The sequence below is a fragment of the Rhizobium croatiense genome, from assembly GCF_019793465.1.
GTDB classification, from domain to species: domain Bacteria; phylum Pseudomonadota; class Alphaproteobacteria; order Rhizobiales; family Rhizobiaceae; genus Rhizobium; species Rhizobium croatiense.
Map to the genome: position 1 here is coordinate 56845 of NZ_JAILYJ010000005.1, position 23629 is coordinate 80473.

26 protein-coding genes are annotated in these 23629 nt (G+C 61.9%); 15 read left to right on the forward strand and 11 right to left on the reverse strand.

Features of this window, described 5'->3' with window-relative positions; all coding sequences use genetic code 11:
• Positions 1-38: 38 nt before the first annotated feature.
• The 8 genes from tilS to ybgC form a co-directional block, all read right to left on the reverse strand.
• Positions 39-1406, reverse strand: coding sequence for a tRNA lysidine(34) synthetase TilS (gene tilS / locus K6M89_RS09925; protein ID WP_222139323.1), 1368 nt, complete (start codon positions 1404-1406; stop codon positions 39-41).
• Positions 1407-1417: 11 nt separating this feature from the next.
• A complete protein-coding gene (gene ybgF / locus K6M89_RS09930) occupies positions 1418-2410 on the reverse strand; it encodes a tol-pal system protein YbgF (protein WP_222139324.1) in 993 nt (330 codons plus the stop codon).
• Between the two features lie 159 nt (positions 2411-2569).
• Positions 2570-3103: a peptidoglycan-associated lipoprotein Pal gene (pal, locus tag K6M89_RS09935; protein WP_222139325.1), complete on the reverse strand. Its 534-nt coding sequence runs from the start codon at positions 3101-3103 to the stop codon at positions 2570-2572.
• 150 nt (positions 3104-3253) lie between these two features.
• Positions 3254-4564, reverse strand: a complete 1311-nt coding sequence (gene tolB, locus K6M89_RS09940) for a Tol-Pal system beta propeller repeat protein TolB (protein ID WP_038692764.1) — start codon at positions 4562-4564, stop codon at positions 3254-3256.
• A gap of 21 nt (positions 4565-4585) precedes the next feature.
• A complete protein-coding gene (gene tolA / locus K6M89_RS09945) occupies positions 4586-5722 on the reverse strand; it encodes a cell envelope integrity protein TolA (protein ID WP_222139326.1) in 1137 nt (378 codons plus the stop codon).
• An 8-nt stretch (positions 5723-5730) separates the two neighbouring features.
• Positions 5731-6186, reverse strand: coding sequence for a protein TolR (gene tolR / locus K6M89_RS09950; RefSeq protein ID WP_222139327.1), 456 nt, complete (start codon positions 6184-6186; stop codon positions 5731-5733).
• A gap of 18 nt (positions 6187-6204) precedes the next feature.
• Positions 6205-6924 carry a protein TolQ gene (gene tolQ, locus K6M89_RS09955; protein ID WP_222139328.1) on the reverse strand — a complete coding sequence of 240 codons (720 nt, stop codon included), beginning with the start codon at positions 6922-6924 and terminating at the stop codon, positions 6205-6207.
• A 374-nt stretch (positions 6925-7298) separates the two neighbouring features.
• Entirely contained in the window at positions 7299-7754 is a 456-nt protein-coding gene (gene ybgC, locus K6M89_RS09960; protein WP_009992977.1) for a tol-pal system-associated acyl-CoA thioesterase, read from the reverse strand.
• A gap of 141 nt (positions 7755-7895) precedes the next feature.
• Here ybgC and K6M89_RS09965 point away from each other — a divergent pair, with 141 nt between their 5' ends.
• From K6M89_RS09965 to K6M89_RS09990, 6 genes are all read left to right on the forward strand, one after another.
• The gene (locus tag K6M89_RS09965; RefSeq protein ID WP_222139329.1) at positions 7896-9116 is read left to right on the forward strand and encodes an NAD-dependent epimerase/dehydratase family protein; all 1221 of its coding nucleotides are present in this window, start codon (positions 7896-7898) and stop codon (positions 9114-9116) included.
• A gap of 317 nt (positions 9117-9433) precedes the next feature.
• Positions 9434-10273 carry a glycosyltransferase gene (locus K6M89_RS09970; RefSeq protein ID WP_222139330.1) on the forward strand — a complete coding sequence of 280 codons (840 nt, stop codon included), beginning with the start codon at positions 9434-9436 and terminating at the stop codon, positions 10271-10273.
• Entirely contained in the window at positions 10270-11187 is a 918-nt protein-coding gene (locus K6M89_RS09975) for an NAD-dependent epimerase/dehydratase family protein (protein WP_222139331.1), read from the forward strand. The genes K6M89_RS09970 and K6M89_RS09975 overlap by 4 nt, the downstream gene beginning before the upstream one ends.
• 132 nt (positions 11188-11319) lie before the next feature.
• Positions 11320-11907 carry a 5-formyltetrahydrofolate cyclo-ligase gene (locus tag K6M89_RS09980; protein ID WP_097583783.1) on the forward strand — a complete coding sequence of 196 codons (588 nt, stop codon included), beginning with the start codon at positions 11320-11322 and terminating at the stop codon, positions 11905-11907.
• A gap of 3 nt (positions 11908-11910) precedes the next feature.
• The gene (locus K6M89_RS09985) at positions 11911-12735 is read left to right on the forward strand and encodes a TIGR00282 family metallophosphoesterase (RefSeq protein WP_088677967.1); all 825 of its coding nucleotides are present in this window, start codon (positions 11911-11913) and stop codon (positions 12733-12735) included.
• A 106-nt stretch (positions 12736-12841) separates the two neighbouring features.
• Entirely contained in the window at positions 12842-13690 is an 849-nt protein-coding gene (locus tag K6M89_RS09990) for an MBL fold metallo-hydrolase (RefSeq protein ID WP_222139332.1), read from the forward strand.
• A 35-nt stretch (positions 13691-13725) separates the two neighbouring features.
• On the opposite strand, the gene K6M89_RS09995 is transcribed toward K6M89_RS09990, so the two are convergent.
• A complete protein-coding gene (locus K6M89_RS09995) occupies positions 13726-14229 on the reverse strand; it encodes a pyridoxamine 5'-phosphate oxidase family protein (protein ID WP_097583779.1) in 504 nt (167 codons plus the stop codon).
• Between the two features lie 142 nt (positions 14230-14371).
• Here K6M89_RS09995 and K6M89_RS10000 point away from each other — a divergent pair, with 142 nt between their 5' ends.
• A complete protein-coding gene (locus tag K6M89_RS10000; RefSeq protein WP_222139333.1) occupies positions 14372-15118 on the forward strand; it encodes a YebC/PmpR family DNA-binding transcriptional regulator in 747 nt (248 codons plus the stop codon).
• 258 nt (positions 15119-15376) lie between these two features.
• Here the strand turns inward: K6M89_RS10000 and K6M89_RS10005 are convergent, their stop codons facing one another.
• Both K6M89_RS10005 and K6M89_RS10010 read right to left on the reverse strand, forming a co-directional pair.
• Entirely contained in the window at positions 15377-16378 is a 1002-nt protein-coding gene (locus K6M89_RS10005) for an LLM class flavin-dependent oxidoreductase (RefSeq protein ID WP_222139334.1), read from the reverse strand.
• Between the two features lie 127 nt (positions 16379-16505).
• Positions 16506-18821, reverse strand: a complete 2316-nt coding sequence (locus tag K6M89_RS10010; RefSeq protein ID WP_222139335.1) for a methyl-accepting chemotaxis protein — start codon at positions 18819-18821, stop codon at positions 16506-16508.
• A gap of 244 nt (positions 18822-19065) precedes the next feature.
• Here K6M89_RS10010 and ruvC point away from each other — a divergent pair, with 244 nt between their 5' ends.
• The 8 genes from ruvC to K6M89_RS10050 all read left to right on the forward strand — a co-directional run bounded on the left by ruvC (position 19066) and on the right by K6M89_RS10050 (position 23625).
• Entirely contained in the window at positions 19066-19575 is a 510-nt protein-coding gene (gene ruvC, locus K6M89_RS10015) for a crossover junction endodeoxyribonuclease RuvC (RefSeq protein ID WP_010046894.1), read from the forward strand.
• A gap of 57 nt (positions 19576-19632) precedes the next feature.
• On the forward strand, positions 19633-19884 hold the full coding sequence (locus K6M89_RS10020; RefSeq protein ID WP_097583769.1) for an AbrB/MazE/SpoVT family DNA-binding domain-containing protein: 252 nt from the start codon (positions 19633-19635) through the stop codon (positions 19882-19884).
• Positions 19884-20297, forward strand: coding sequence for a type II toxin-antitoxin system VapC family toxin (locus tag K6M89_RS10025; protein ID WP_222139336.1), 414 nt, complete (start codon positions 19884-19886; stop codon positions 20295-20297). Before K6M89_RS10020 ends, K6M89_RS10025 begins: the two co-directional genes overlap by 1 nt.
• A 13-nt stretch (positions 20298-20310) precedes the next feature.
• Positions 20311-20925, forward strand: a complete 615-nt coding sequence (gene ruvA / locus K6M89_RS10030) for a Holliday junction branch migration protein RuvA (protein WP_222139337.1) — start codon at positions 20311-20313, stop codon at positions 20923-20925.
• Positions 20926-20999: 74 nt separating this feature from the next.
• The gene (locus K6M89_RS31485; RefSeq protein ID WP_097583764.1) at positions 21000-21284 is read left to right on the forward strand and encodes an AbrB/MazE/SpoVT family DNA-binding domain-containing protein; all 285 of its coding nucleotides are present in this window, start codon (positions 21000-21002) and stop codon (positions 21282-21284) included.
• Positions 21281-21685, forward strand: a complete 405-nt coding sequence (locus K6M89_RS10040) for a type II toxin-antitoxin system VapC family toxin (RefSeq protein WP_097583763.1) — start codon at positions 21281-21283, stop codon at positions 21683-21685. Before K6M89_RS31485 ends, K6M89_RS10040 begins: the two co-directional genes overlap by 4 nt.
• Positions 21682-22722: a Holliday junction branch migration DNA helicase RuvB gene (ruvB, locus tag K6M89_RS10045; RefSeq protein ID WP_097583761.1), complete on the forward strand. Its 1041-nt coding sequence runs from the start codon at positions 21682-21684 to the stop codon at positions 22720-22722. The genes K6M89_RS10040 and ruvB overlap by 4 nt, the downstream gene beginning before the upstream one ends.
• Positions 22723-23625 carry a metallophosphoesterase gene (locus tag K6M89_RS10050; protein WP_222139338.1) on the forward strand — a complete coding sequence of 301 codons (903 nt, stop codon included), beginning with the start codon at positions 22723-22725 and terminating at the stop codon, positions 23623-23625.
• The last annotated feature ends 4 nt before the right edge of the window (positions 23626-23629 follow it).

Consider the following 23629-nt stretch of genomic DNA (forward strand, 5'->3'; position numbering starts at 1 on the left):
AGGGTTGCGCCGTGCTGTTGCCAAGGCAATCCCCCAGGTCAGATGGTTTTTCCGTCAATACTTCTTAAAGGCAGTCCCGCATAGGGCGCCATCGCGAAAACCGCCGAAAGCCTATCGGCAAAGATGAAATCAAATCGTGTCAAAAAGCGGTCGAAGGGTGCGAAATAGGGCGCCAGACGGATCGAGCCGACAGATTCCGGAGATAGAGGGTGTCCATCGGCGGAAAAAGCCGGCGCTGAGGCGACGGCACTTTTCCATGCCGCCTTGGGCAGGCCCCTGCCCCACTCCCCCTCATTCCTGTGCTCGCCACAGGAATCCAGCGCGCCCAAGTCCTTGGGAGTGGCCTGCGCTTCTATCCTTACGGTCGCTCCGGAGCCGTTTGCGGCTTCAAACCTCCCGTCCCAACCCCCCCCCTCCCCAGGGCGCAGCGTCAAAGGCAATATCCCCCGGCTCTCGCGCGAGAGATAAAGCCCGTCACGCCTGCGATCGAACACCACTCGACCGACAGTCATCCGCCCCGGTTCCCCGCCGGTGACAAATGAGAGAAGGCGCTCCATCTGCGCCCTCCCCGGCACGAATGGCTGTCCGCCGAAGACGGCCGTCAGACGGCCGAGCGCATAGTCCAGAACTGCACCATCCTGCCGCAAACCATCAACAGATACCTGGCCAAGCAGGCCGCCATGAAGCCTGAAATGGCGGTCCAGCCACTCGGCGGCGCGCAGCGATAGAGCCAGCCGCGCTTCCCAGGCCGCGCGAATATCCGTCTCCGTCGCTCGATCGGCGGATAGCTGCCGGCGCACCCTCACGCGCTCGTATTTCACATCCTCATTGCTGGGGTCGTCGATCCACGCAACACCCTGATCTTTCAGAAAAGCGCGGATATCGACCCGGCTGGAAAAGAGAAGCGGCCGCAAAATCCAGAACCGCCGGTCGAAGAGCACCGCATCGGCGATACCTGATGAAAGCTGCTCGGTTCGCACGCCGCGCATCTGCAATGTTTCGCGCTGATCGTCGAGCGTATGGCCGGTGACGATGAGATTGGCGCCGAGCCTCTCTGCCGATTCCGCCAAGAGGTCGTAGCGAGCCTCGCGGGCCGCGGCCATGATGCCGGTTTTCGGCTTATCGCCCTGCCAGGCTGCGATGATGTGGGGAATGCCGAGCGATGCACAGAGCGCGGCTACCTGTTGCGCTTCGTCCGCGGAGCCGGCCCGCAGCCGGTGATCGACGGTGGCAGCACAAAGGGAAATCTTGAGATGAGGCGCGGCCTTCACGGCTTCGTCGAGGAGGAGAAGCAGGCCGGTGGAATCGCTTCCGCCCGAGATCGCGACGAGAATGCGCGCAGGACTTTGAAGCGATGCGAGAAACTGGAGGATCGCCGCATGAGGCGACGTGGCTTCCGGAGACATTCCGGAAGACCTCAGCAGGCGAGGCGTTTCTGTTCGCTCGCAACCTTGCTTATGACGGCGCGTGACGCTTTGGGGTAGCGCTTCGAGACTTCGCGCAGCGTCGCGCAGGCGGTTTCCTTATTGTCGAGGGCAGCAAGCGACATGCCGAGTTTCAGCAGCATTTCCGGCGCCTTTTCCGAGCTGCCGTATTTCTGATGCGCGTTGAGGAAAGTCTTGGCCGCCTCGTTATATTTTCCCTGCGAATAGAGCGCTTCGCCGAGCCAGAAATTGGCGTCGGCGGCCCGCGCGCTGCTCGGGTAACGGGCGATGTACTGGTTGAATTCCTGTTCTGCAGTGCCGTAATCGCCTGACAGGACGTGGCCGTAGGCTGCCTTGTACTGATCCGCCTCACTGCCGAGCGATGCCGTCTGCTGCGGTGTTCGGCCACTGGCATCGGGAATCGGGCCGGAGCCGATGGTGGCATTTTCGTCGACGCTTCCGCCGACCGGGTTGCCGTTCTGATCGAACTCGATCGAGCCGAGCTGCTTCGGCGGCTGACCGAGGCCGGTATTATCAGGCACGTCGGTGGAGGGAGCCGTTTCGGCCCCCTGCGGTGCTTGGATCACCCTGGCGACATCGTCCCCGCCGGAAGCTGCCGGAGCGGCATCGGTCTCGCTCTTCTTGACAGGAGCCTTGGCGCCACCGCCGCCGGCTCCGGTTTTTTCGAGCTGCTGGAAGCGGAATTCATTGTCTTCCTGCTGCTTACGGATCGTCTCCTGCATCTGCAGCAGCTGGAAGCTCATCTCCTCGATCCGACCGTTCAGCTGTCGCAGCTGCTCTTCGAGCTGCTGGACGCGAACCTCGGCGTCGCCGCTCTGCACCTTGACAACGGGCGGCGCCGCTGCCTGGTTTTCCGCGGATCGGCCGCCGAGATGCAGCCCGAAGAACGAGGCCGAATAGGCCGCCCGCTCGCTCCCGGTCACAGCCGCGAGGCACAGCATGCCTGCCACGACAAGTTTCTTCATATGTATCGTCCTGTCCCAGTGATTCTTCGCGCCTTGAGGCACGAACAGGAGATTTTTCCAATTGCTGTCAAAAAGCAACGGAGTCTGGCCAAAGTGTGGTCAAAAAGAAAAGGCGGCCCCTCACGGGACCGCCTTCCGAAAACGAATTATATCCGAAGATTACATGCCGGCGCCGCCGAGCACGGTGACCGCGCGGCGGTTCTGCGACCAGCAGGAAATGTCGTCGCAGACAGCGACCGGACGTTCCTTGCCGTAGGAGATCGTCTTCATGCGCTGCGCCGGAACGCCGCGCGAAGCGAGGTAATCCTTGGCGGCAGCAGCACGGCGGGCGCCGAGCGCGAGGTTGTATTCGCGCGTGCCGCGTTCGTCGGCATGACCTTCGACAGTGATCTGGTAGTTCGGGTAACGGCCGAGCCACTGCGCCTGACGGTCGAGCGTCTGCGAGGCATCGGCGCGGATCGACGAGGAGTCGGTATCGAAGAAGATGCGGTCGCCGACATTGACCGTGAAGTCCTGGGCCGAACCCGGCGTTGCGGCACCACCCGCGCCGGCGCCGAGGCCGAGATCACCTGGGGTGTTCGGCGGCTTCTTGGCGCAGCTTGCAAGCGCGAGACCGGCGACAAGCGCGATCATGACGGGGTTGCGGGCGAAATTCTGCATGCGGCTCATTGCCGGGGTGTGAATTCGGCTCATGGCCGGGTCTCCTTGCGATTTCAGGGTTTCCGGACAGTAACCGCACTAGGTTAACCGCCCCTCAAAGATTATGGTTAACAATTTACTGATTTGTCCCGTAGCCGCCCGGTTTCCATGATTCTGGGGCGACAAGAAGGCACTGCCGCATTCTTACTCCAGAAGCGGCGACCAAGCCGGGTCGGAACCGTAGGTCGGCGTCTTGACGAGTTGTTCGTTGTAGCCGGTCAGATCGATCGAATAGAGCTGCGGGCCGCCAGAGCCCGCTGCCTGGCGGAAGAACATCAGCACGCGGCCGTTCGGCGCCCAGGTCGGCCCCTCATTGTGGAAGCCGGTCGTCAGGATCCGTTCGCCCGAACCATCCGGTTTCATCACGCCGATCGAGAACTTGCCGCCGGACTGCTTGGTGAAGGCGATGAGATCGCCGCGTGGCGACCAGACCGGCGTCGAATAGGAGCCGTCGCCGAAGGAGATCCGGGTCTGGCCGGAACCATCGGCATTCATCACGTAGATCTGCGGCTTGCCGCCGCGGTCGCTTTCGAAGCTGACACGGGCACCATCGGGCGAATAGGAGGGCGAGGTGTCGATCGCCGCCGTCGAGGTCAGCCGCGTCGTCGTGCGCGAGCGCAGGTCCATCGTATAGATGTTGGAATTGCCTTCCTGCTGCAGGCTCATGATCACCTTCTGGCCATCTGGCGAGAAGCGCGGCGAGAAAGTCATGCCGGGGAAGTTGCCGACGACCTCGCGCTGCCCGGTTTCGAGCTGCAGCAGATAGACGCGCGGCTGCTGGTTGGCGAAGGACATGTAGGTGACTTCCTGCCGGCTCGGCGAGAAACGCGGCGTCAGCACGAGATCGCTGCCATCCGTCAGCATGCGCACGTTGAAGCCGTCCTGGTCCATGATCGCCAGCTGACGCTTGCGCTGCTGCTTGGTGCCGGATTCGGAGACGAAGACGACGCGGGTGTCGAAATAACCCTCTTCACCGGTGATCTGCTTGTAGATCGCATCGGCGATGATGTGAGCCACACGGCGCCAGTTCTCCGGCTGCGTATAGAACTGCTGACCGGTCATCTGCTGGCCGGCAAATGTATCCCAGAGGCGGAACTCGGCGCGCAGGCGGCCGTCTGCCTCCTGTGTGACACGACCAGTTACGAGCGCCTGTGCATTGATGACCTTCCAGTCCTCGAAGCGCGGCGAAGCGTCCGGATTAGAAATCTTCTCGATGAAGGCTGTCTTGTTGATCGGCGCAAACAGACCGGAACGCTGCAGGTCGGCGGCGATCACCTGCGAGACCTGCGCGCCCATGTTGCCCTGAAGGAAATCCGTCACAGCAATCGGCAATGGCTGGACGTTGCCCTTGTTGATGTTGATCTCGACCAGCGCATTCGCCGGTGTCGCGAACGCAGCAATGGTCATGAGACCGGCAGCGACCGCAATCGCGCGGAAGAAGGAACACTTGTTCATGGAGTAAAAGCCTTTCAGCATTTAAATTCCCAGATCGCTCGGGTCGAAATTGACGACGACTTCGCTCCAGGCATCGTATTTGTCTTTTGGAAGGGAGGAGAAAGGTGCCGATTTCATGATGGCGCGATAAGCGCCGCCGGCGAGTGCCCGGCGCGTCGACTCGTTATCACCACCGACTGCCTCGACCTCCGGCTCGCCGACAATATTGCCGTCCTGGTCGAGATTCATGTGGACCTTGATGCGAACGTCGCCCATGCCTTCCATGCCGGGGATGACCGTCCAGTTGCCGGCGATGGCGCTCTTCAACGCATCCATCTCGCTCATCGACAGCTTGGAACCACCATTGCTCTTCTTGGCGCCCAGCGATGCTTCCTGGGTCGAGCGCTTGGCGCCGCCGGCGGAAGGATCGGTCTTGTTCAGCAAGGCTGAAATCTCGTCCGCATTGAAATCGCTTTTCATCGATGAAGCCGATTTCGCCGTTTCCTGCTTCTGGTCCGCCTTCTTCTTCTCGGTCGGCTTGTCAGCGGTCTTCGGCTGATCCTGGGCTTTTTCCGGCGGTTTTTCGGCTGGCTTCTGCGGTTCCGGCGGCTTCACCTGCGGCTTGGCGACGGGGGTCGGCACGTTGTCCGGCAGCGCCTCGGCTTCCGGCTTCGGCGGCTCCTCGGGCTTGGCCTGTTCTTCCGGCGGCTTTTCCTCCGGCTTGGGCGGCGTCACTTCGACGGGCTTCGGCGGCGGAATGGAGGCGACTTCTTTCGGCTGATCGACTTCTGTTTCCTCCTTGACGATATCCTTGACATCGTTCGGGACAGGATCGGTCTTCGGCAGCGGCTTATCGCTCGAATTCGCTGCCGCAGCTTCCGTATTGCTGGGCTTGGCGTTCGGAACCGGCGGCGTCTTCAGGTCGATATTGTTGTCGCCGGCATTTTCGGCCGGCTCCGCGATCGGCGGCCGTGTGGTGGGCACCGGCGCGGAAGTCTCCTTCTTCGGAGCCTTCTTGTCACCCTGCTGCATCTGGGTGATGGATTCCACCGGTACGAGATCGACCGGCATCGCCTCGAAATCCTCCACCTTGAAGGATTCCGGCGCGCCGAGCGATACCATCGCCCAGGTCAACACCAGGCAGTGCAGAACAGCAGATGTGACGACGCTGGTCTTCATCTTGAACGCTATTGGTCCTTCTTCTGCTGCGTCACCAGGCCGATATTCTTGAAGCCGGCGCCCTGGATACGGGCCATGACGTCGGCGATGACGCCGTAAGGCGCTGTCGCGTCGCCCCGCACGAAGATACGTTCGTTATACCCGGTGGTGGCGATCGCCTCGAGCTTTGCGGCGATCTCCGCCGCCGGGATCGGCGTTTCCTGCAGGAACACCTCGCCGTTATTCTTGACGGAGATGGTGATCGGCTGCGTCTCGGAATTCAGCGCCTTGGCCTGCGTTTCCGGCAGGTCGATCGGTACGCCGACGGTCATCATCGGTGCTGCGACCATGAAGATGATCAGAAGCACCAGCATGACGTCGACGAGCGGCGTCACGTTGATTTCGGAGATGACGGCCTTGTTCCGACCGCCGCGACGGCGGCGTCCGCCGCCCCCGCCGCCATTGCCTCCAACAGCCATACCCATGTCAGTATTCTCCGTTGGTTACTGAGCGGCAGCGCGCGGCTGCAGCTTCTCGTCGATCTGGCGCGAAAGTATGGCGGAGAATTCATCCGCGAAACCTTCCATGCGCGCCGAGAGCTTGGCGGCATCGGCGGAGAACTTGTTGTAGGCGATAACCGCCGGGATAGCGGCGACGAGGCCGATCGCGGTAGCGAGCAACGCTTCGGCGATACCGGGAGCAACGACCGCGAGATTGGTCGACTTCGAGCCGGCGATCGCCTGGAACGAGGTCATGATACCGACGACCGTGCCGAACAGGCCGATGAACGGACCGGCCGAACCGATCGTCGCAAGCGATCCGAGACGGGCGCCGAGATATTCGGTTTCACGGGCGAGCGTCACGTCCATCGCACGGTCGATACGCATCTGCAGGCCGATCGGCGAGCGGGCGCCGCGTTCGAAGGATTTCTTCCACTCGCGCATGGCCGCGACGAAGATCGACGCCAGGCCGGTATTGTTGCGCTCCGACAGGGAGCGATAGAGTTCTTCGAGCGACTGGCCCGACCAGAAGACCTGTTCGAACTTGTCGAACTGGCGCCGTGCGCGGCCATAGGCCAGGTATTTGTCGATGACGATCGCCCAGGTCCACACAGAGGCTGCGATGAGCCCGAGCATGACGAGCTTGACGACGATGCCGGCCTGCATGAAAAGCGACCAGAGGCTGACGTCCGTCGTGGCTGCTGCCAATCCTACTTGTTCCATTGATCCAAAATCCCCGAATCCAAACGCCCGGTGCTGGACCGGGCGAAACAAAGTGATCTCGCAAGAAGTGTCCGGCGGCCGCCGCCCAAAGCCCTGGTCAAGCTTCCAAGCTCATCTTCCGCCTTCTTGCCGTCAAATTTGGTCAAAGGAAGGCGTGCACCGCACAAACTCCGACTTTCCCAGTAAGACACTATTATGGTTAATAGATCGTTAGTGCCGGACTGTGACAGCAAGCCTGTATTCGCAAGATTTTATTCCTGGATTACTTGACCGGAGCAAGCTCCGGCTGCCGAAAGAGCGCTCATCCTGCGGCGCGGGAATTCCTTCACATAAAGCTCAAGTTTTTACAAGGCCGAATTTCGAGCAATTCGGCGCTATAGCGGCGTGCTGCCTTCCAGGAATTTCGCCGCAAGCGTTTCCGGCAGCCGCCGCGGCCGCCCTTTGGCATTGATGACAGCGATGATCACCCGGGCGGCGATCAGCAGCGTCTCGCCCGAGCGGATCTGCTGATTGAGCACCATCTTGGCGCCGCCCGCTTTTTCCGTGTGCGTCAGGATCGTCAGTACATCGTCCATGCGCGCCGGGCTCTTGAAGTCGATCTCCATGCGGTGAACGACGAAGACAAGCCCCTCCTCGTCGGCGCTGACGAGCTCGCGCTGCTCGACTCCGAGGCAGCGCAGATAATCGGTGCGGCCGCGCTCGAGAAAATGCAGGTAGCGCGCATGATAGACCAGGCCGGAGAAATCCGTGTCCTCATAATAGACCCGCTGGACGAGGCGATGTCCGGTCTCCGTCAGCTCTCCCGAAATGGAAAAAGGGCGTTCCGTCATAATTTTCTCCAAACTGCGGTGCTCTCTTTGGCGCAACGCCTCTCGGCAGGCAAGCATTGAATGCCGGGCCGGCAGGCATTGAATGATTGTCATAATTCCTAACTATTCCCGATATTGAGCGACCGATCAGGAGACGATGCGATGAAGATTGCGGTTATGGGCGGAGACGGTTTCATTGGTTGGCCAACGTCGCTGCATCTCTCCGATGCCGGGCACGACATCCATATTCTCGACAATCTCTCGCGCCGCTGGATCGACACCGAACTTGGCGTTCAGTCGCTGACCCCGATGGATTCGATCCAGGAGCGCACCCGCATCTGGCATGCCGAAACCGGGCGCCGCATCCACTTCAATCTGATCGATCTCGCCAAGGATTACGAACTCCTGAAGAACTGGCTTTCCGAACATCGCCCGGATGCCGTCATCCACTTCGCCGAGCAGCGGGCCGCGCCCTATTCGATGAAGAGCGACCGCCACAAGAATTACACGGTTAACAACAATGTCAGCGCCACGCACAACCTGTTGAACGCGCTGACGGAGCTCAATCTCGATACCCATCTCATCCATCTCGGCACCATGGGCGTCTACGGCTATTCGACGGTCGGCGCGGCAATCCCCGAGGGTTACCTGCCGGTCGGCATCGAGACTGCAGGCGGCGAGACGGTCAGCCAGGAGATCCTCTATCCCTCCAATCCCGGCTCGATCTACCATATGACCAAGTGCCTGGATCAGCTTCTCTTCCAGTTCTACGCCAAGAACGACAGCTTGCGGATCACCGACCTGCACCAGGGCATCGTCTGGGGCACGCATACCGAACAAACGCGCCGCCACGCACAGCTCATCAACCGTTTCGACTACGACGGCGATTACGGCACGGTGCTGAACCGCTTCCTCATCCAGGCGGCCATCGGCTATCCGCTGACTGTGCACGGCACCGGCGGCCAGACCCGCGCTTTCATCCATATCCAGGATTCGGTGCGCTGCATCGAGCTGGCGCTACAGAATCCTCCCGCCCGCGGCGCCCGCGTCGAGATCTTCAATCAAATGACGGAAACCCACCGGGTGCGCGACCTTGCCGAAATGATCGCCAGGATCAGCGGCGCCACGATTGCCTGGCTGCCCAATCCGCGCAAGGAAGCCGCCGAAAACGAGCTGATCGTCCGCAACGAAAAGTTCCTCGATCTCGGCCTCGAACCGATCACGCTGGAAACAGGGCTGCTCGGCGAGATCGTCGACGTCGCGAAGAAATTCGCCTACCGCGTCGACCGTGCCCGCGTGCCGGCCGTCTCCGCCTGGACCAGGGATATTGCCGCGACGATCAACCACGATCCGGAAGGCAAGCGGCTGAAATCGGTGTCATGAGTGAGGACGGATCAGTCAATAGAGACTCCCTTGCCAAGTCAGTTCATGTGGGAGGGAGAGGGCATGCCGTGTGAGCCCCCCTCTGCCCTGCCGGGCATCTCCCCCACAGGTGGGGAGATCACAAGCGGCTCGCGCTTCCCACCCAATTACCGTTTCGCTGTGCTGGACGTCAGTTGCTTGGGGAAGCCGTCGCGCCTAGCTAATCTCCCCACCTGTGGGGGAGATGCCCGGCAGGGCAGAGGGGGGCGGCCACGGCACACCCTCTCCTCCGTCCCGTCCCTGGGCCTGACCAAGGACAGGAAGGAGGACGTGCTGCAATGGCGCACGTGACCACACAACCACGCCAACGTTTCGCCTACGTCACCCTCGTCACCAACGCCGACTACGCCATGGGCGCGACCGCGCTTGCCCGCTCCCTCCGCCGAACCGGCACCACCGCCGACATCGTCGTCCTCCATACCGGCGGCGTCGATGCAGCCGCCCTCGCCCCGCTCGCGACCCTCGGCTGCCGCCTGATCGAAGTCGAGCACCTGCCGCTCTCCGACGCCTTCAACGAACGCCACGCCCGCGGCCAACTTCATTCCGCAGCGCCTTTTACAAAGGGCCGCAAGCCCACTTTCCATTCGCCGCTCGACAATTTCTGCAAGCTCAGGCTCTGGCAGCTCGTCGAATACGAACGCTGCGTCTTCATCGACGCCGATGCCCTGGTGCTGAAAAACGTCGACAGGCTCTTCCTTTATCCGGAATTTTCCGCCGCCCCCAATGTCTACGAAAGCCTCGCCGACTTCCGCCGCATGAATTCCGGTGTTTTCGTCGCCACGCCGTCGCATGACACATTCCGGCACATGCTCGAAAGGCTCGACACGCCGGAAGTCTTCTGGCGCCGCACCGATCAGACCTTTCTTCAGACCTTCTTCCCGGATTGGCACGGCCTGCCGGTCTATTTCAACATGCTGCAATATGTATGGTTCACCATGCCGGCGCTTTGGGACTGGAAGAGCGTCTCGATCCTGCACTACCAGTATGAAAAACCGTGGGAAAAAGATCATCCCAAGGCAGCGCAGCTACAACCTTTGATCGATTTATGGCATCGTTTCCACGATGGCGGCGATGTGCCCGAGATCGCGGCGCTGGACAATCCGGAAGGGGCAGCATGAAGGTATTGGTATCCGGCGGAACCGGTCTCGTCGGCCGTTATGTCGTCGAGGAGCTTCTGACCGCCGGCTATCAGGTGATCGTCGGTGGACGTCGTGCGCCCCATCCCCGCCTCTTCTCCCGCCCGGTCGAGTTCGCAGCGCTCTCCCTCGATCCCGACCAGGATCAGATCGACATTTTCGACGACGCCTATTTCTTCGTCCACGCCGCCTTCAGCCATGTTCCCGGCAAATATCGCGGCGGCGAAGGCGACGATGCGAAGACCTTCCACAGATTGAACCTCGACGGCACCGTTCGCCTTTTCGAAGCGGCCAAACGCGCCGGCACGCGCCGCTGCGTCTTCCTGTCCAGCCGCGCTGCCTACGGCGAACATCCGCCCGGAACCGAGCTCACAGAAACGATGCTGCCGAAGCCGGAGACGCTCTACGGCCAGATCAAACTCGACGCTGAAGGCGCGCTGAGCCATCTCTCGACGCCGGGTTTTGCCGGCGTCAGTCTGAGGGCGACCGGCGTCTATGGCGATCTTTCGCCGAACAAATGGGACGGCCTCATCGCCGATTATCGCGCCGGCCGGCCGGTCGCACCCCGCGCGGCAACAGAGGTTCACGGCCGTGATCTCGGGCGCGCGGTGCGGCTGATGCTGGAGGCGGAAAGCACCCGCATCTCCGGCGAGATCTTCAACCTGTCGGACATCGTCGTCGACACCCGCGACATCCTTGCCCCCATCCGCCGTGAGACGGAATGTCGTCATGCGCTGCCGGCTCCGGCCGACAGGACAGCGCTCAATCCGATGAGCACGGCAAAAATCCGCGCGCTCGGCTGGATGCCGGGCGGAACCCCTCTGTTCGAGGAAACAATGCGGCGGCTGGCCGTCGCGCTGCCGACGTTGGCACACGAATCGACGCAGGAGCGATAGGCATCCTCGTCTGACGATCGGCGGCCGAAGGCCGACACGGCGTGAAACCGCCGCGCTCCCGTCGCACCCTGCATTTGCATCGGACCTCCAGCCGTCTATGCTCGGCCGAACCTCTCACATCTGGCAGATCGAATGACCGCACGAGAACTGAAAGCGCAGTTGCGCAATGAACGGCTGGCCGCCCGCGACGCCATCGCTCCTGAGGAGCGTATCTCCAAGAGCCTTGCAATGGCAGATCATGCCGGCGAGGCGGTCGCCTTTGCGCCCGGCACGATCGTCTCCGGTTTCCTGCCGATCCGGTCCGAGGCCGATCTGCGACCGCTGATGGCCCGGTTTGCAGCGCGCGGCGCACGGCTGTGCGTGCCGGCGATCCTCGACAAGCAGACCATCGCCTTTCGGGAACTGACGCAAGACGTGCCTCTCATCGAGACCGGCTTCGGCACGGTGGCCCCCGGCACGGAGGCCGACATTCTCGATCCCGAAATCATGCTGGTGCCGCTTTCGGCCTTCGATATCCGCGGCCATCGCATCGGCTATGGCGCCGGCTATTACGACCGCGCCATCAGCCGGCTAAGAGAGAAACGCCTGCATCCGAAGCTGATCGGCATTGCATTCGACTGCCAGGAAGTGGCACATGTGCCCGACGAGCCGCATGACATAAGCCTGGATGCCATCCTGACAGAAAGCGGCCTGCGCTTTTTTGCCTCTTGGATTGGATAGGGAATGCGGCTGCTTTTTTTGGGTGACATGGTCGGCAAGACGGGACGCACGGCGGTCTGGGACCGCCTCCCCGGCCTGATTTCCGACCTCCGGCTCGATTTCGTCGTCGTCAACGGCGAGAATGCCGCCGGCGGCTTCGGCATCACCGAGGACATCTTTCTGGAGACGATCAATGCAGGCGCAGATGTAGTAACGACCGGCAATCACGTCTGGGACCAGAAGGAAGCGGTCGCCTTTGCCGGGCGCCACGATCAGTTTCTGCGGCCGGCCAACTATCCCCAAGGCACGCCCGGTCGCGGCTCCGGCCTTTTCTATGCCAGGAACGGCGCGCGTGTGCTCGTTGCCAACGTCATGGGCCGGGTCTTCATGCATCCGGAACTCGACGATCCCTTCAAATCGGCGGAGGTGATCCTCGACGCCTGCCCGCTGAAGGAGCAGGCCGATGCGATCATCTTCGATTTCCATGCGGAAGCGACCAGCGAGAAACAGTGTTTCGGCCATTTCGTCGACGGCCGCGCCAGCTTCGTCGTTGGCACTCATACCCATGTGCCGACCGCCGACGCGCAGATCCTGAACGGCGGCACGGCCTATATGTCGGATGCCGGCATGTGCGGCGATTACGATTCCTCGCTCGGCATGGACAAGGAGGAGCCGCTCAACCGCTTCATCTCCAAGATGCCGAAAGGCCGCATGGAAGCGGCGAGCGGCCCGGCGACGATCTGCGGCGTCGGCGTCGAGATTTCCGACGCGACGGGACTGGCCGAAAAGATCGCGCCGCTGCGGCTCGGACCACGCCTGGCCGAAACAGTGCCGGAGTTCTGGCGGTAAGGCCTCGACACGGATCCCACACACGATTGTGAGCATCCCTAGTCTGGACCGCTGCGACCTCTTGCCGCATTCTCCGGCCTTCTCGTGAAAGCGCCGGAGGGGTGGCATGAAGCCGCAACATCTTGTTCTCGCGATCGCATGCCTAGCCGCCCTTGTCCTGTCGGGTGCCGCAGCAAGGGCGCAGCAACAGCGGCCGCCCGTCAGCCAGTGCCAGGCGATCGCGCAGACCATCCCGAAAGCGACCTTCGCCAGCTTTTCCGGCGCCCAGCCGGTCGCACCTGCCGTCTCCGAGGGCGAGGACGTCAAACTGACCTTCCTCGGCCACTCCACCTTCGAGATCGACACGCCCGCCGGCATCGTCATCGCGACCGACTATAACGGCTGGTACCGGCCGGCGGCGCTTCCAGACGTCGTAACGATGAACAAGGCTCATACGACCCACTTCACCTTGACGCCTGAGCCGGGGATCAAGCATGTGCTGCATGGGTGGAGCGACGTTCCCGGCGAGGCAGCGAGGATCGATCTTGTGGTCGGCGACGCCCATATCCGCAACATCGCCACGGATATCCGCTTCAGCTATGGCCTCGGCGGCGCGCAGCAGAATGGAAACTCGATTTTCGTCTTCGAAATTGCCGGCCTTTGCATCGGCCATCTCGGCCATCTGCATTACGAGCTGACGGATACCCATTATACCGAGATCGGCCGCCTCGACGTCGTCATGGTGCCGGTCGACGGCGGCCTGACCATGGGCGCCGACAGCATGAGCCGTGTCATCAAGCGGCTGCGCTCGTCGCTGATCCTGCCGATGCACCGCCGCGGCCCGCCGGTCAGTGCCTTCGTCGCCATGTTCGGCAAGGACTTCGATGTCGCTTATGCGCCCGATGACAGCATCACCGTCTCCACGCGCACGCTGCCGAAGAAGCCGCTGATCTACGTGATGAAAGGCGTGCAGTAAAAAAGGTCGCGGCGGATCCGGCCAAACCTTGCGCATCAGGCAAACTGCAGGTGGCGTTTCACGCCGACGTCGGGCATCTTGTCGTCGTCGAGATTGGCCTTGGCGATCTCCCACCCGAATTTCAGGGTGCTGCCGGTGGAAACCCAGATCTCGGCATCATCGACATGCAGGGAAAGCATGGTGAGTTTCGGGTCTTTCTTGCCGCCGTCATACCAGGCCGCTACCATCGAACTCCAATATTCCTCGATCTTGGAAGGGTCGGGGCGTACCTCGATCACGCCGGAAAGGCAGGCGTGGTAGTCGTGATCCTTGCCGATGACGCAGAAATGCGCGCGGCTGCCGGGTTTGATCACGCGCACGATATCGGCGTCGGTCTTGGTGTAGAACCAGATCGTGTTGGTGGTGGGATCGGCATGCGGCGCCATCGGCTGCATGTGCATATCCAGTCCGGAAATTCCGAGCATGCCGGCATGAACGCCGTTGACCTGATCCCAAAGCTGACGTGCCGGTTGCTCCCGCGCCTCGCTGAGACTTGCCATGACCGTTCCTTTCCGTTGGGTGGAGTTCGATTGAAAACGTCATCCTTTCGCCTTTGTTCCGAACTGCTTTTCCCTTGAACGGGTGCCGTTTCGCTCTTATAAGGCGCCCCATTCCGAACAATGAGACGTGAACAGGGGTGCCATGGCTGGCCATTCACAGTTTAAAAACATCATGCACCGCAAAGGCCGTCAGGATGCCGTGCGGTCGAAAATGTTCTCCAAGCTCGCGCGCGAAATCACCGTTGCCGCCAAGGCCGGCCTGCCCGACCCGTCGATGAACGCCCGTCTTCGCCTGGCGATCCAGAACGCCAAGGCCCAGTCCATGCCGAAGGACAATATCGACCGCGCCATCAAGAAGGCAGCCGGCGCCGACGGCGAAAACTACAACGAAGTCCGCTACGAGGGCTACGGCCCGGGCGGCACGGCGATCATCGTCGAGGCCCTGACCGACAATCGCAACCGCACCGCCTCCAACGTCCGCTCGATCTTCACCAAGGCCGGCGGCGCCCTCGGCGAAACCGGCTCCGTGTCCTTCTCCTTCGACCATGTCGGCGAAATCACCTACAAGCTTTCCGTCGGCGACGCCGACAAGGTGATGGAAGCGGCGATCGAAGCCGGCGCCGACGACGTCGAGACCGACGAAGAGGGCCACTACATCACCTGCGCCTTCGAAGCCCTCGGCGACGTATCGAAAGCACTGGAATCCGGGCTCGGCGAAGCCGAAACCGTCAAGGCCGTCTGGCGCGCCCAGAACAATGTGCCGGTGGACGAAGAAAAAGCCCAGTCGCTGATGAAGCTCATCGACAGCCTGGAAGATGATGACGACGTGCAGAACGTCTATTCCAACTTCGAGGTCTCGGAAGAAGTGCTGGCCAAGCTCTCGGCCTGATTTTTCGGACATCCCGATAGAAAACCCGGCTGCAGTGCCGGGTTCAGTTTGTTGACAAACCTTGCTCTTTACTCGTCGTCATCCTCGGCCTTGTGCCGAGGATCTGCTGCAACCACGGCAGATGCTCGGGACAAGCCCGAGCATGACGAAAGAGTCGTTGGCCGCCTTTGAACCCGGCTGCGACGCCGGGCTTCTTCTGACGGGTCGCCCCTCGCCTCGCATAGGATGTTCCGCTCTCAAGGCGCTCGTTACGAACCCCTACGCGGCCACCCGCATGAAGTTTCCCAGGCCCGCGAATAGTTCCACCGATCTCAGCCGCGCCTCGATATCATGGATCGGCATGGAGATGATCACCTCGTCGGCCTGCGTTTCCTTGAGAAACGCCGTCAGTTTTGCCTCTGCCGTCTCCGGCGAGCCGACCACGGCATAACGCAGCGTGTGTTCGACGTTCATCTTCTCCATCGGCGACCAGAACGCCTCCATATCGGCCACCGGACGCGGGAAGGGGCCGCGGACATTGCGGCGCAGGTTGACGAACTGTTGCTCGGCGGAGGTGAAATGATAGCGCGCCTCCTCGTCCGTCGCCGCCACCGCGCCCATGACCCCGACCATCACATAGGGCTTGTCGAGCGTTGCCGAGGGCTGGAAGCGGTCACGGTAGATCGCGATCGCATCGAGCAGCATATCGGGCGCAAAATGCGAGGCGAAGGCATAGGGAAGCCCGAGCATGGCGGCGAGCTGGGCGCTGTAGAGGCTGGAGCCGAGCAGCCAGATCGGAATATGCGAACCGTTGCCGGGGACGGCAAGGATCGCCTGGTTCTCGACCGGCGTGCCGAGCAGTTGCTGCAGTTCGACCACGTCGTTCGGGAAGCTGTTGGCGCCGGCCTCGAGATTGCGCCGCAGCGCCTGCGCCGTGCGCATATCCGTCCCCGGCGCACGTCCGAGGCCGAGATCGACGCGACCGGGGAAGAGCGCCTCCAATGTGCCGAACTGCTCGGCGATGACGAGCGGCGAATGATTGGGCAGCATGATGCCGCCGGAGCCGATCCGGATGCGCTTGGTCGCCGCCCCGACATGACCAATGACGACGGCGGTTGCAGCACTGGCGATGCCCGGCATGCCGTGATGTTCGGCGAGCCAGAAGCGCTTGTAACCGAATTCCTCGGCCTTGCGAGCCATCCGAGCCGAGCTCTCGAGCGACTGAGTAACAGTGCTGCCTTCGGCAACGGGGGAAAGGTCGAGTATGGAGAAGGGAACCATGGGAAACCTGCCGGGCAGTTGAAGGGTGCCGTCTATGTAGGTTCGCGCCCACGCCGTTCCAAACCGTCAACGCAAACAAAAAGGGCCGCGCGACGGCGGCCCTTGTGTCGGTTCAGATGCGATGAGCCTACCGGTGACGGCGCAGCACATGCACCTCGGCGCTCGGCTTGTGATCGCCGGGCGGCAGCGTGAAGTTGCCGAGCTGGCGGTCCATCTCCAGGGCCTCGGTCGCCAGCCGGTGGATCGCCGCCGTCGTCTCCTCGACCATCGAAGCATTCTGCTGCGTCATTGCGTCAAGTTCGGCAACGGCGTTGTTGATCTCGCGCAGCGTATTGGCCTCCTCGCGGGTCGATTCCATGATCTCGTTGATCTTCCCGTTGATCGCCTCGACATGGCCGCCGATGCCCGTCAGCGCAGCACCCGCCTTTTCGACCAGCGACACGCCGCTTTCCACCTCATGCGTCGATTTCTGCAACAGACTGGAGATTTCCTTGGCGGCGCTCGATGAGCGCTGGGCAAGCTCGCGCACTTCCATGGCGACGACGGCAAAACCCTTGCCGGATTCGCCGGCGCGCGCCGCCTCGACACCGGCATTGAGCGCCAGAAGATTGGTCTGGAAGGCGATATCGTCGATGACGGAGATGATCGTGTTGATCTGGCGTGAGGAGGTCTGGATCGCCTCCATCGCCGCGATCGTCTCGCGCATGATCTGGCCGGAGCCGGTCGTCTCTTTCTTGGCGTCGCGGGCGATGCGCTCGGCCTGTTCGGCCCGCTCGATCTGCCGGCGGACGGACTGGGTGATGGCGCTGATCGCATTCGCCGTCTCGGTGATCGAGCCGGCCTGGCGCTCGGTGCGCCCGGCAAGCTCGTCGGCGCCGGTGCGCATCTCCTCGGAGCCGGCCCGCACCGCCATCGAGTTGCCGCCGATGGCCGTCATGGTTTCGCTTAGCGTCGCGAGCGCCTGGTTGAAATTGATGCGCAGGCTTTCGAGCTCGTTCGGGAAGCGTGTGTCGATCTGATAGGCGAGATCCCCGCTCGCCAGATGATGCAGGCCCTCATCGATCGCCTCAACCACCTGCTGCAGCGACTTCGCCTCGGCCTCGCGCTCGGCAAGGTTCTGCTGGCGGTCTTGCTCGGCCTGAAGGCGCGTCTCTTCGCTGGCGGCTTCCAGTTCGCGGCTTTCGATCAGCGACTGCCGGAAGCGAGCGAGCGCATTCGCCATCGTACCGATCTCATCCTTGCGGTTCAGGCTGCCGATCTCGCTGTCGAGCTTGCCATCGGCGACATCGCGGGTGACGCCGGCAAGCCGCGCAAGCGGCGAGAACAGAAGATTGGTGACAAGCCCGGTGGCGATCGCCATGACGACGAGCACGCCGATGCCGATCATCGTCAGCAAAGTGGCGATCTCGATCGAGCCGGCATTGAGCTCGCTGAGCAGCACGCTTTCGACCACGAGGAAGCGGTCGCCGCGATAATCGAGGCCGCGGACATAGGCGCGCGCGGAGCCGTCCGCCCTGTCGAAATCGGCCACCGTCATCGCCGAACTGGCAAGCGCGTCCTTGATGAAGGTGAAGGGGGTGGCATCGAGCGTCGCAAGCTTGCCGCCGGCATCGAGACCGATAGCGGAACCATCGGCGGAGACGATCGCCGCCCGCGCGGTGCTGCCCTGAACTATGCCCTTTGCAAGGATGCTGGTGACGATGTCGTCACGCACCTTGAACAGGATGATGCCCTTGGCGGCGCCGAGCTTGACGATCGGCACGGCATAGAAGATCGCCGACCTGCCGCTGGCGGCATCGACGCGGAGCCCGGAAAAGCCTGTCGGCGCGGCATCTTCGGTCGCCTTGGCAGTATTCTCGAGCGCCTTGGCGAAAGCGATGCCGGCGCCGGACGTCTTCCAGGCGTCCGTCTTCAGATTCTCGGCGAAGTCGTCCAGCTTCTTGTAGGAATAGAGGACGGTACCGTCGAGATCGGCGATCAGCAGATCGCTGAACGCGGTATCCTCGAGGTCGCGGGCGACCTCGCTCTGCGTCTTCTCATGATTCGAATAATAAAAACCGCTCGGCCCTTCCGGCTTCATCAGCTTCTCGCGCTGATCGGCCGGGTTGGGATTGGCCGTGATGAAAACCTTTTTCAGCTCGGCGCGGGCATCGCCGGAGGTCTTCTCGATGGTCTTCCAGCCGCTCTTCAGGCTGGTGATCGACATCTGCAGCGCCTCGATGCGGGCGATGGAATTAGCCTGGTTCTCGAGCTGCGCCAGCTGGTCCTGCAGCATGTCGCCGCGGAAGATCAGCACGCTCTCCTTGGCCTTCAGCGCCTGCTCGCCGGAGATGCGGCTGCTGGCGAAATAGGCGAGCACATCGATCACCGCGATCGACAGCACGGTCATCAGGATGAATGTGGCAATGACCTTGAAGGACAGGGATTGAAATCTCCGAGCCATGTACGACGAACCCCTTCTGAACGCGCCTGCCGGCGCGGGCAGGCAACGCATGCCTGATCGACCGGTCTTCAAAACAGAACATCGGGGCTTTATCTCTTTGCGACAGGAGACCCCCTTCGTATTCGACACTAGAATTCAAGCATCTGTTTTAATTCGCGGTAAATGGAGCGGCTTAAATCCGGGAAGGTTTTTGTTTTGTTCACATATCGATGGCACTTATTTCGCAGTCGCTATAGGTTGAACCATGCAAAATACGATTCGCATCGTCGGCATCGACCCCGGACTTCGCCGCACCGGCTGGGGAATCATCGACACATTGGGCAATTCCCTGCGATTTGTGGCCTCGGGAACCGTGACCTCGGATGGAGACATGGACCTCGCCTCCCGCCTCTGCCAGCTGCATGACGGCCTGGCGGAGGTTGTGCACGCTTACAAGCCGGATGAGGCCGCCGTCGAACAGACCTTCGTCAACAAGGACGCGGTTGCGACCCTGAAACTTGGCCAGGCCCGCGGCATCGCCATGCTGGTGCCGGCGCGCGCCGGGCTGCAAGTCTCCGAATATGCCCCGAACGCCGTAAAGAAGGCCGTCATCGGCGTCGGCCACGGCGAAAAACATCAGATTCACATGATGTTGAAGATCCTTATGCCGAAAGTCGAATTCAAAGGCGACGATGCCGCCGACGCCCTGGCGATCGCCATCTGCCATGCGCACAATCGCGGCAGCAATCGGATGCGGCAGGCACTGGCCGGCTGATCTGTTCTTGACTTGTTCCGATGGTAAGGATAATTCTTACTTTGAAGGAGCAGCAAGATGCGCGTCACGTCCAAAGGCCAAGTCACCATCCCTCGCGATCTCAGGGAGCTTGCCGGCATCGAGGCCAACAGCGAGGTCATCTTCTCGATCGAGGGCGGCAAGCTGGTTGTCTCGCCGAAGAACGGCAAGCAGGAGATCGAGGATCGAGGTCGGCTCGACCGTTTCCTGCAGGCGATCCGTCGTCTCGAAGGAACCGGCGATCAGGAGATCGATGCCGAAGACCTCATGTCGATGACCCGTGATCGCTGATGGCGACGCTTGTCGATACAAACATCCTTGTCGACCTGGCCGTGGTTAGCTCGGACTGGCATGGCTGGTCGCGTCAGAAGATGATCGATGTCTTCAGAGAGGGGCCAGTGCTGATAAACCCGATCATCTATTCCGAATTTTCCGTCCGCTACGGCGATGTGGATGAAGTCGATCGCCTGCTTCCCCAGGATGAATTCCGCCGCGAGAATTTGCCTTGGCCGGCGGCTTTTGCCGCGGCTCAAGCCTTTCGACTTTACCGTCGCGCCGGCGGGGGACGCGAACGGATACCGCCCGATTTCCTCATCGGCGCCCATGCGACGATCCGGGGCTATAGAATATTGACCCGGGATCCCAGCGGATACAGGTCTTATTTTCCCTCCGTGGAACTTATCACGCCCGAAACGCATCCTTGAGAGACCACGACCCATGATCGGCAAGCTGAAAGGCACCATAGACGAGATCGGCGAAGATTATGTGCTCGTCGATGTGCACGGCGTCTGCTACGTCGCTTACTGCTCCGCCCGCACCGTGTCCAAGCTCGGCTCGGCCGGCGAGGCCTGTGTGTTGTTCATCGAGACCTATGTGCGCGAGGACCAGTTGAAGCTCTTCGGCTTCATGACCGCATTGGAGCGGGAATGGTTCAACCTGCTCCAAAGCGTTCAGGGGGTCGGCGCCAAGGTGGCGCTTGCCGTGCTCTCGACCTTGACGCCGGGCGAACTCGCCAATGCGATTGCCCTGCAGGACCGCGCCGCCGTTTCCCGCGCACCAGGCGTCGGCCCGAAAGTGGCGATGCGCCTCGTCACCGAGCTCAAGAACCGAGCGCCGGCCTTTGCCGGAGAAGCGATCAATATCGCCCTCAAGCAGGAACTCGGCGAAGGGGTCGCGGCCGCACCCGTGGCCGATGCGGTCTCCGCGCTGACCAACCTCGGCTACAGCAGAGACCAGGCGGCAAATGCGGTTGCGGCGGCGATGAAGGTGGCCGGCGACGACGCCGACAGCGCCAAGCTCATCCGGCTGGGGTTGAAGGAATTGGCGCGATAAAGTAAGATAGATCGTCGTTTTTCTGCTAACTCACAAGAATTCCAACTCACACCCAAAAATAGGATTTCCGAGCGATGTGGGGAGAATTTACACTTTCGCCCAAAGGCCAAATCACCCTCCCGAAAGACCTGCGGGATGCACTCGGCCTTCAGCCTGGCGATCAACTGGTTTTCTCCGTCATCGACGGAGAAGTCGTGATGACACCGAAATCGATCAACTTCAACGATCTCGCGGGGCTCCTCGGATCGCCACCGAATGGTCGTGCCTCGCTGGAGGAGATCGACGCAGCCGTCACCGATGCTGCGGGCAACGACGTGGTCGATGAAGGCAGACGATCGAAATCGGATATCGCCGCATGATCGCCTATGGCGTAGATACTAACGTCCTGCTGAGACTCATCGTCGACGATGATCCAGAGCAAAGGGCGGCCGCACTGAAATTTGGTGAGGGCATCGGCAGGGATTATCGTGGATTTCTCTCCTTGCTGAACCTCTTGGAACTGGATTGGGCATTGCGCGCGCGGTTCGGCTTCAAGAAAAAGGACGTCGTCGATGCGATCGGCAAATTGACACGCGTCAGGGGATTGGACATCGAAAACCAAACCCTGGTCATCATGGCGCTAAGGGCCGTGGAAACGCGCAAGGCCGATTTTGCGGATGCCTTGATTGGTTATCGCGCCGCCGATGAGGGATGCCAAGCAACCAAGACATTTGACCGGCACGCATTCAAGACCGTGCCAGGCATGGAGCTTCTTTCATGAGCGAACCCGCCCGCCTGATATCGCCGGAAAAGCGGGGCGAAGATCTCGACATCACCCTGCGCCCGCAATCGCTGGACGAGTTCACCGGCCAGGCGGAAGCGCGTGCCAATCTCAAGATCTTCATCGAAGCGGCGAAGAACCGCGGCGAGGCGCTGGACCACGTGCTCTTCGTCGGCCCCCCCGGTCTCGGTAAGACGACGCTGGCGCAGATCATGGCGAAGGAACTCGGCGTCAATTTCCGCTCGACGTCGGGGCCTGTCATTGCCAAGGCCGGCGATCTCGCCGCACTGCTCACCAATCTCGAGGAGCGCGACGTGCTCTTCATCGACGAGATTCATCGCCTCAACCCGGCCGTCGAGGAAATCCTTTATCCCGCCATGGAGGATTTCCAGCTCGACCTGATCATCGGCGAAGGCCCGGCCGCCCGCTCGGTGAAGATCGACCTGTCGAAATTCACGCTGGTGGCGGCGACCACCCGTCTCGGCCTGTTGACGACGCCGCTGCGCGATCGCTTCGGCATCCCGGTGCGCCTGAGCTTCTATACTGTCGAGGAGCTGGAACTGATCGTGCGTCGCGGAGCGCGGCTGATGAACCTGCCGATCACCGAAGAAGGCGCCCGCGAGATCGCCAGACGCGCCCGCGGCACGCCACGCATCGCCGGCCGGCTGCTGCGGCGCGTGCGCGACTTCGCCGAGGTGGCAAGGGCGGAAGCCGTTACCCGCGAGATTGCCGACGAGGCGCTGACCCGCTTGCTCGTCGACAATGTCGGCTTCGATCAGCTCGACAAACGTTACCTCAACATGATCGCAGTCAATTTCGGCGGCGGCCCGGTCGGCATCGAAACCATCGCCGCCGGCCTTTCCGAGCCGCGCGATGCAATCGAGGATATCATCGAGCCTTACATGATCCAGCAAGGTTTCATTCAGCGCACGCCGCGCGGCCGTGTTCTGACCGCAATCGCGTGGAAACATCTCGGAATGCAACCGCCCAAGGACATGGAGGCGGCGCAGTTCCGGCTGTTCCAGGAGGATAACTGAGTGATCACCCGCCGCGGATTTTTCAAGGTTCTCGGCGGTGGTATCGCAGGCGTTATGTCGCTTGGTGGGTACGCCTTCGCCTATGAACCGCTGGCGCGGCTCGGCATCGCCCGTTACCGACTGACGCCACCGGGATGGACACCGGGGCTGAAGCTCCGCGTCGTCGCGCTCGCCGATATCCATGCCTGCGAGCCCTGGATGTCGGAAAGCCGCATTACCGCGATCTGCCACAGGGCCAACGAGCTCGAAGGCGACGTGACCGTGCTGCTCGGCGATTATGCCTCGGGCATGAACATGGTGACGCAGTACGTGCATTCGAGCCGATGGTCGAAGGCGCTGGCCACCCTGCAGGCCCCTCTCGGCGTCCATGCGATCATGGGCAATCATGACTGGTGGGAGGACAGAACCGCCCAGAAGAACGGCGGGATGGAAACATTCGGGCACCGGGCGCTTGCCGGCGTCGGCATCCCGGTCTACGGCAACCGCGCCGTTCGGCTCGAAAAGGATGGCCGCGGCTTCTGGCTCGCGGGCCTCGAAGACCAGCTGGCACTGCTGCCCGGCACGAAATGGGGCCGCACGCGCATGCTCGGCCTCGACGACCTCGATGGAACGATGGCGCAGGTGACCGACGATGCGCCCGTCATCCTCCTCGCCCATGAGCCCGATATCTTTCCGCGGGTGCCCGAGCGCGTCTCGCTGACGCTATCCGGTCACACCCATGGCGGGCAGATCCGGTTCCTCGGCCGTTCGCCGATCGTCCCCTCGCGTTACGGCAATCGCTACGCCTATGGCCACATCGTCGAGGAGGGGCGTAATATCATCGTGTCCGGCGGCCTCGGCTGCTCCATCGCGCCGGTCCGCTTCGGCGTGCCGCCGGAAATCGTCGTCATCGATCTCGGATAAGAAT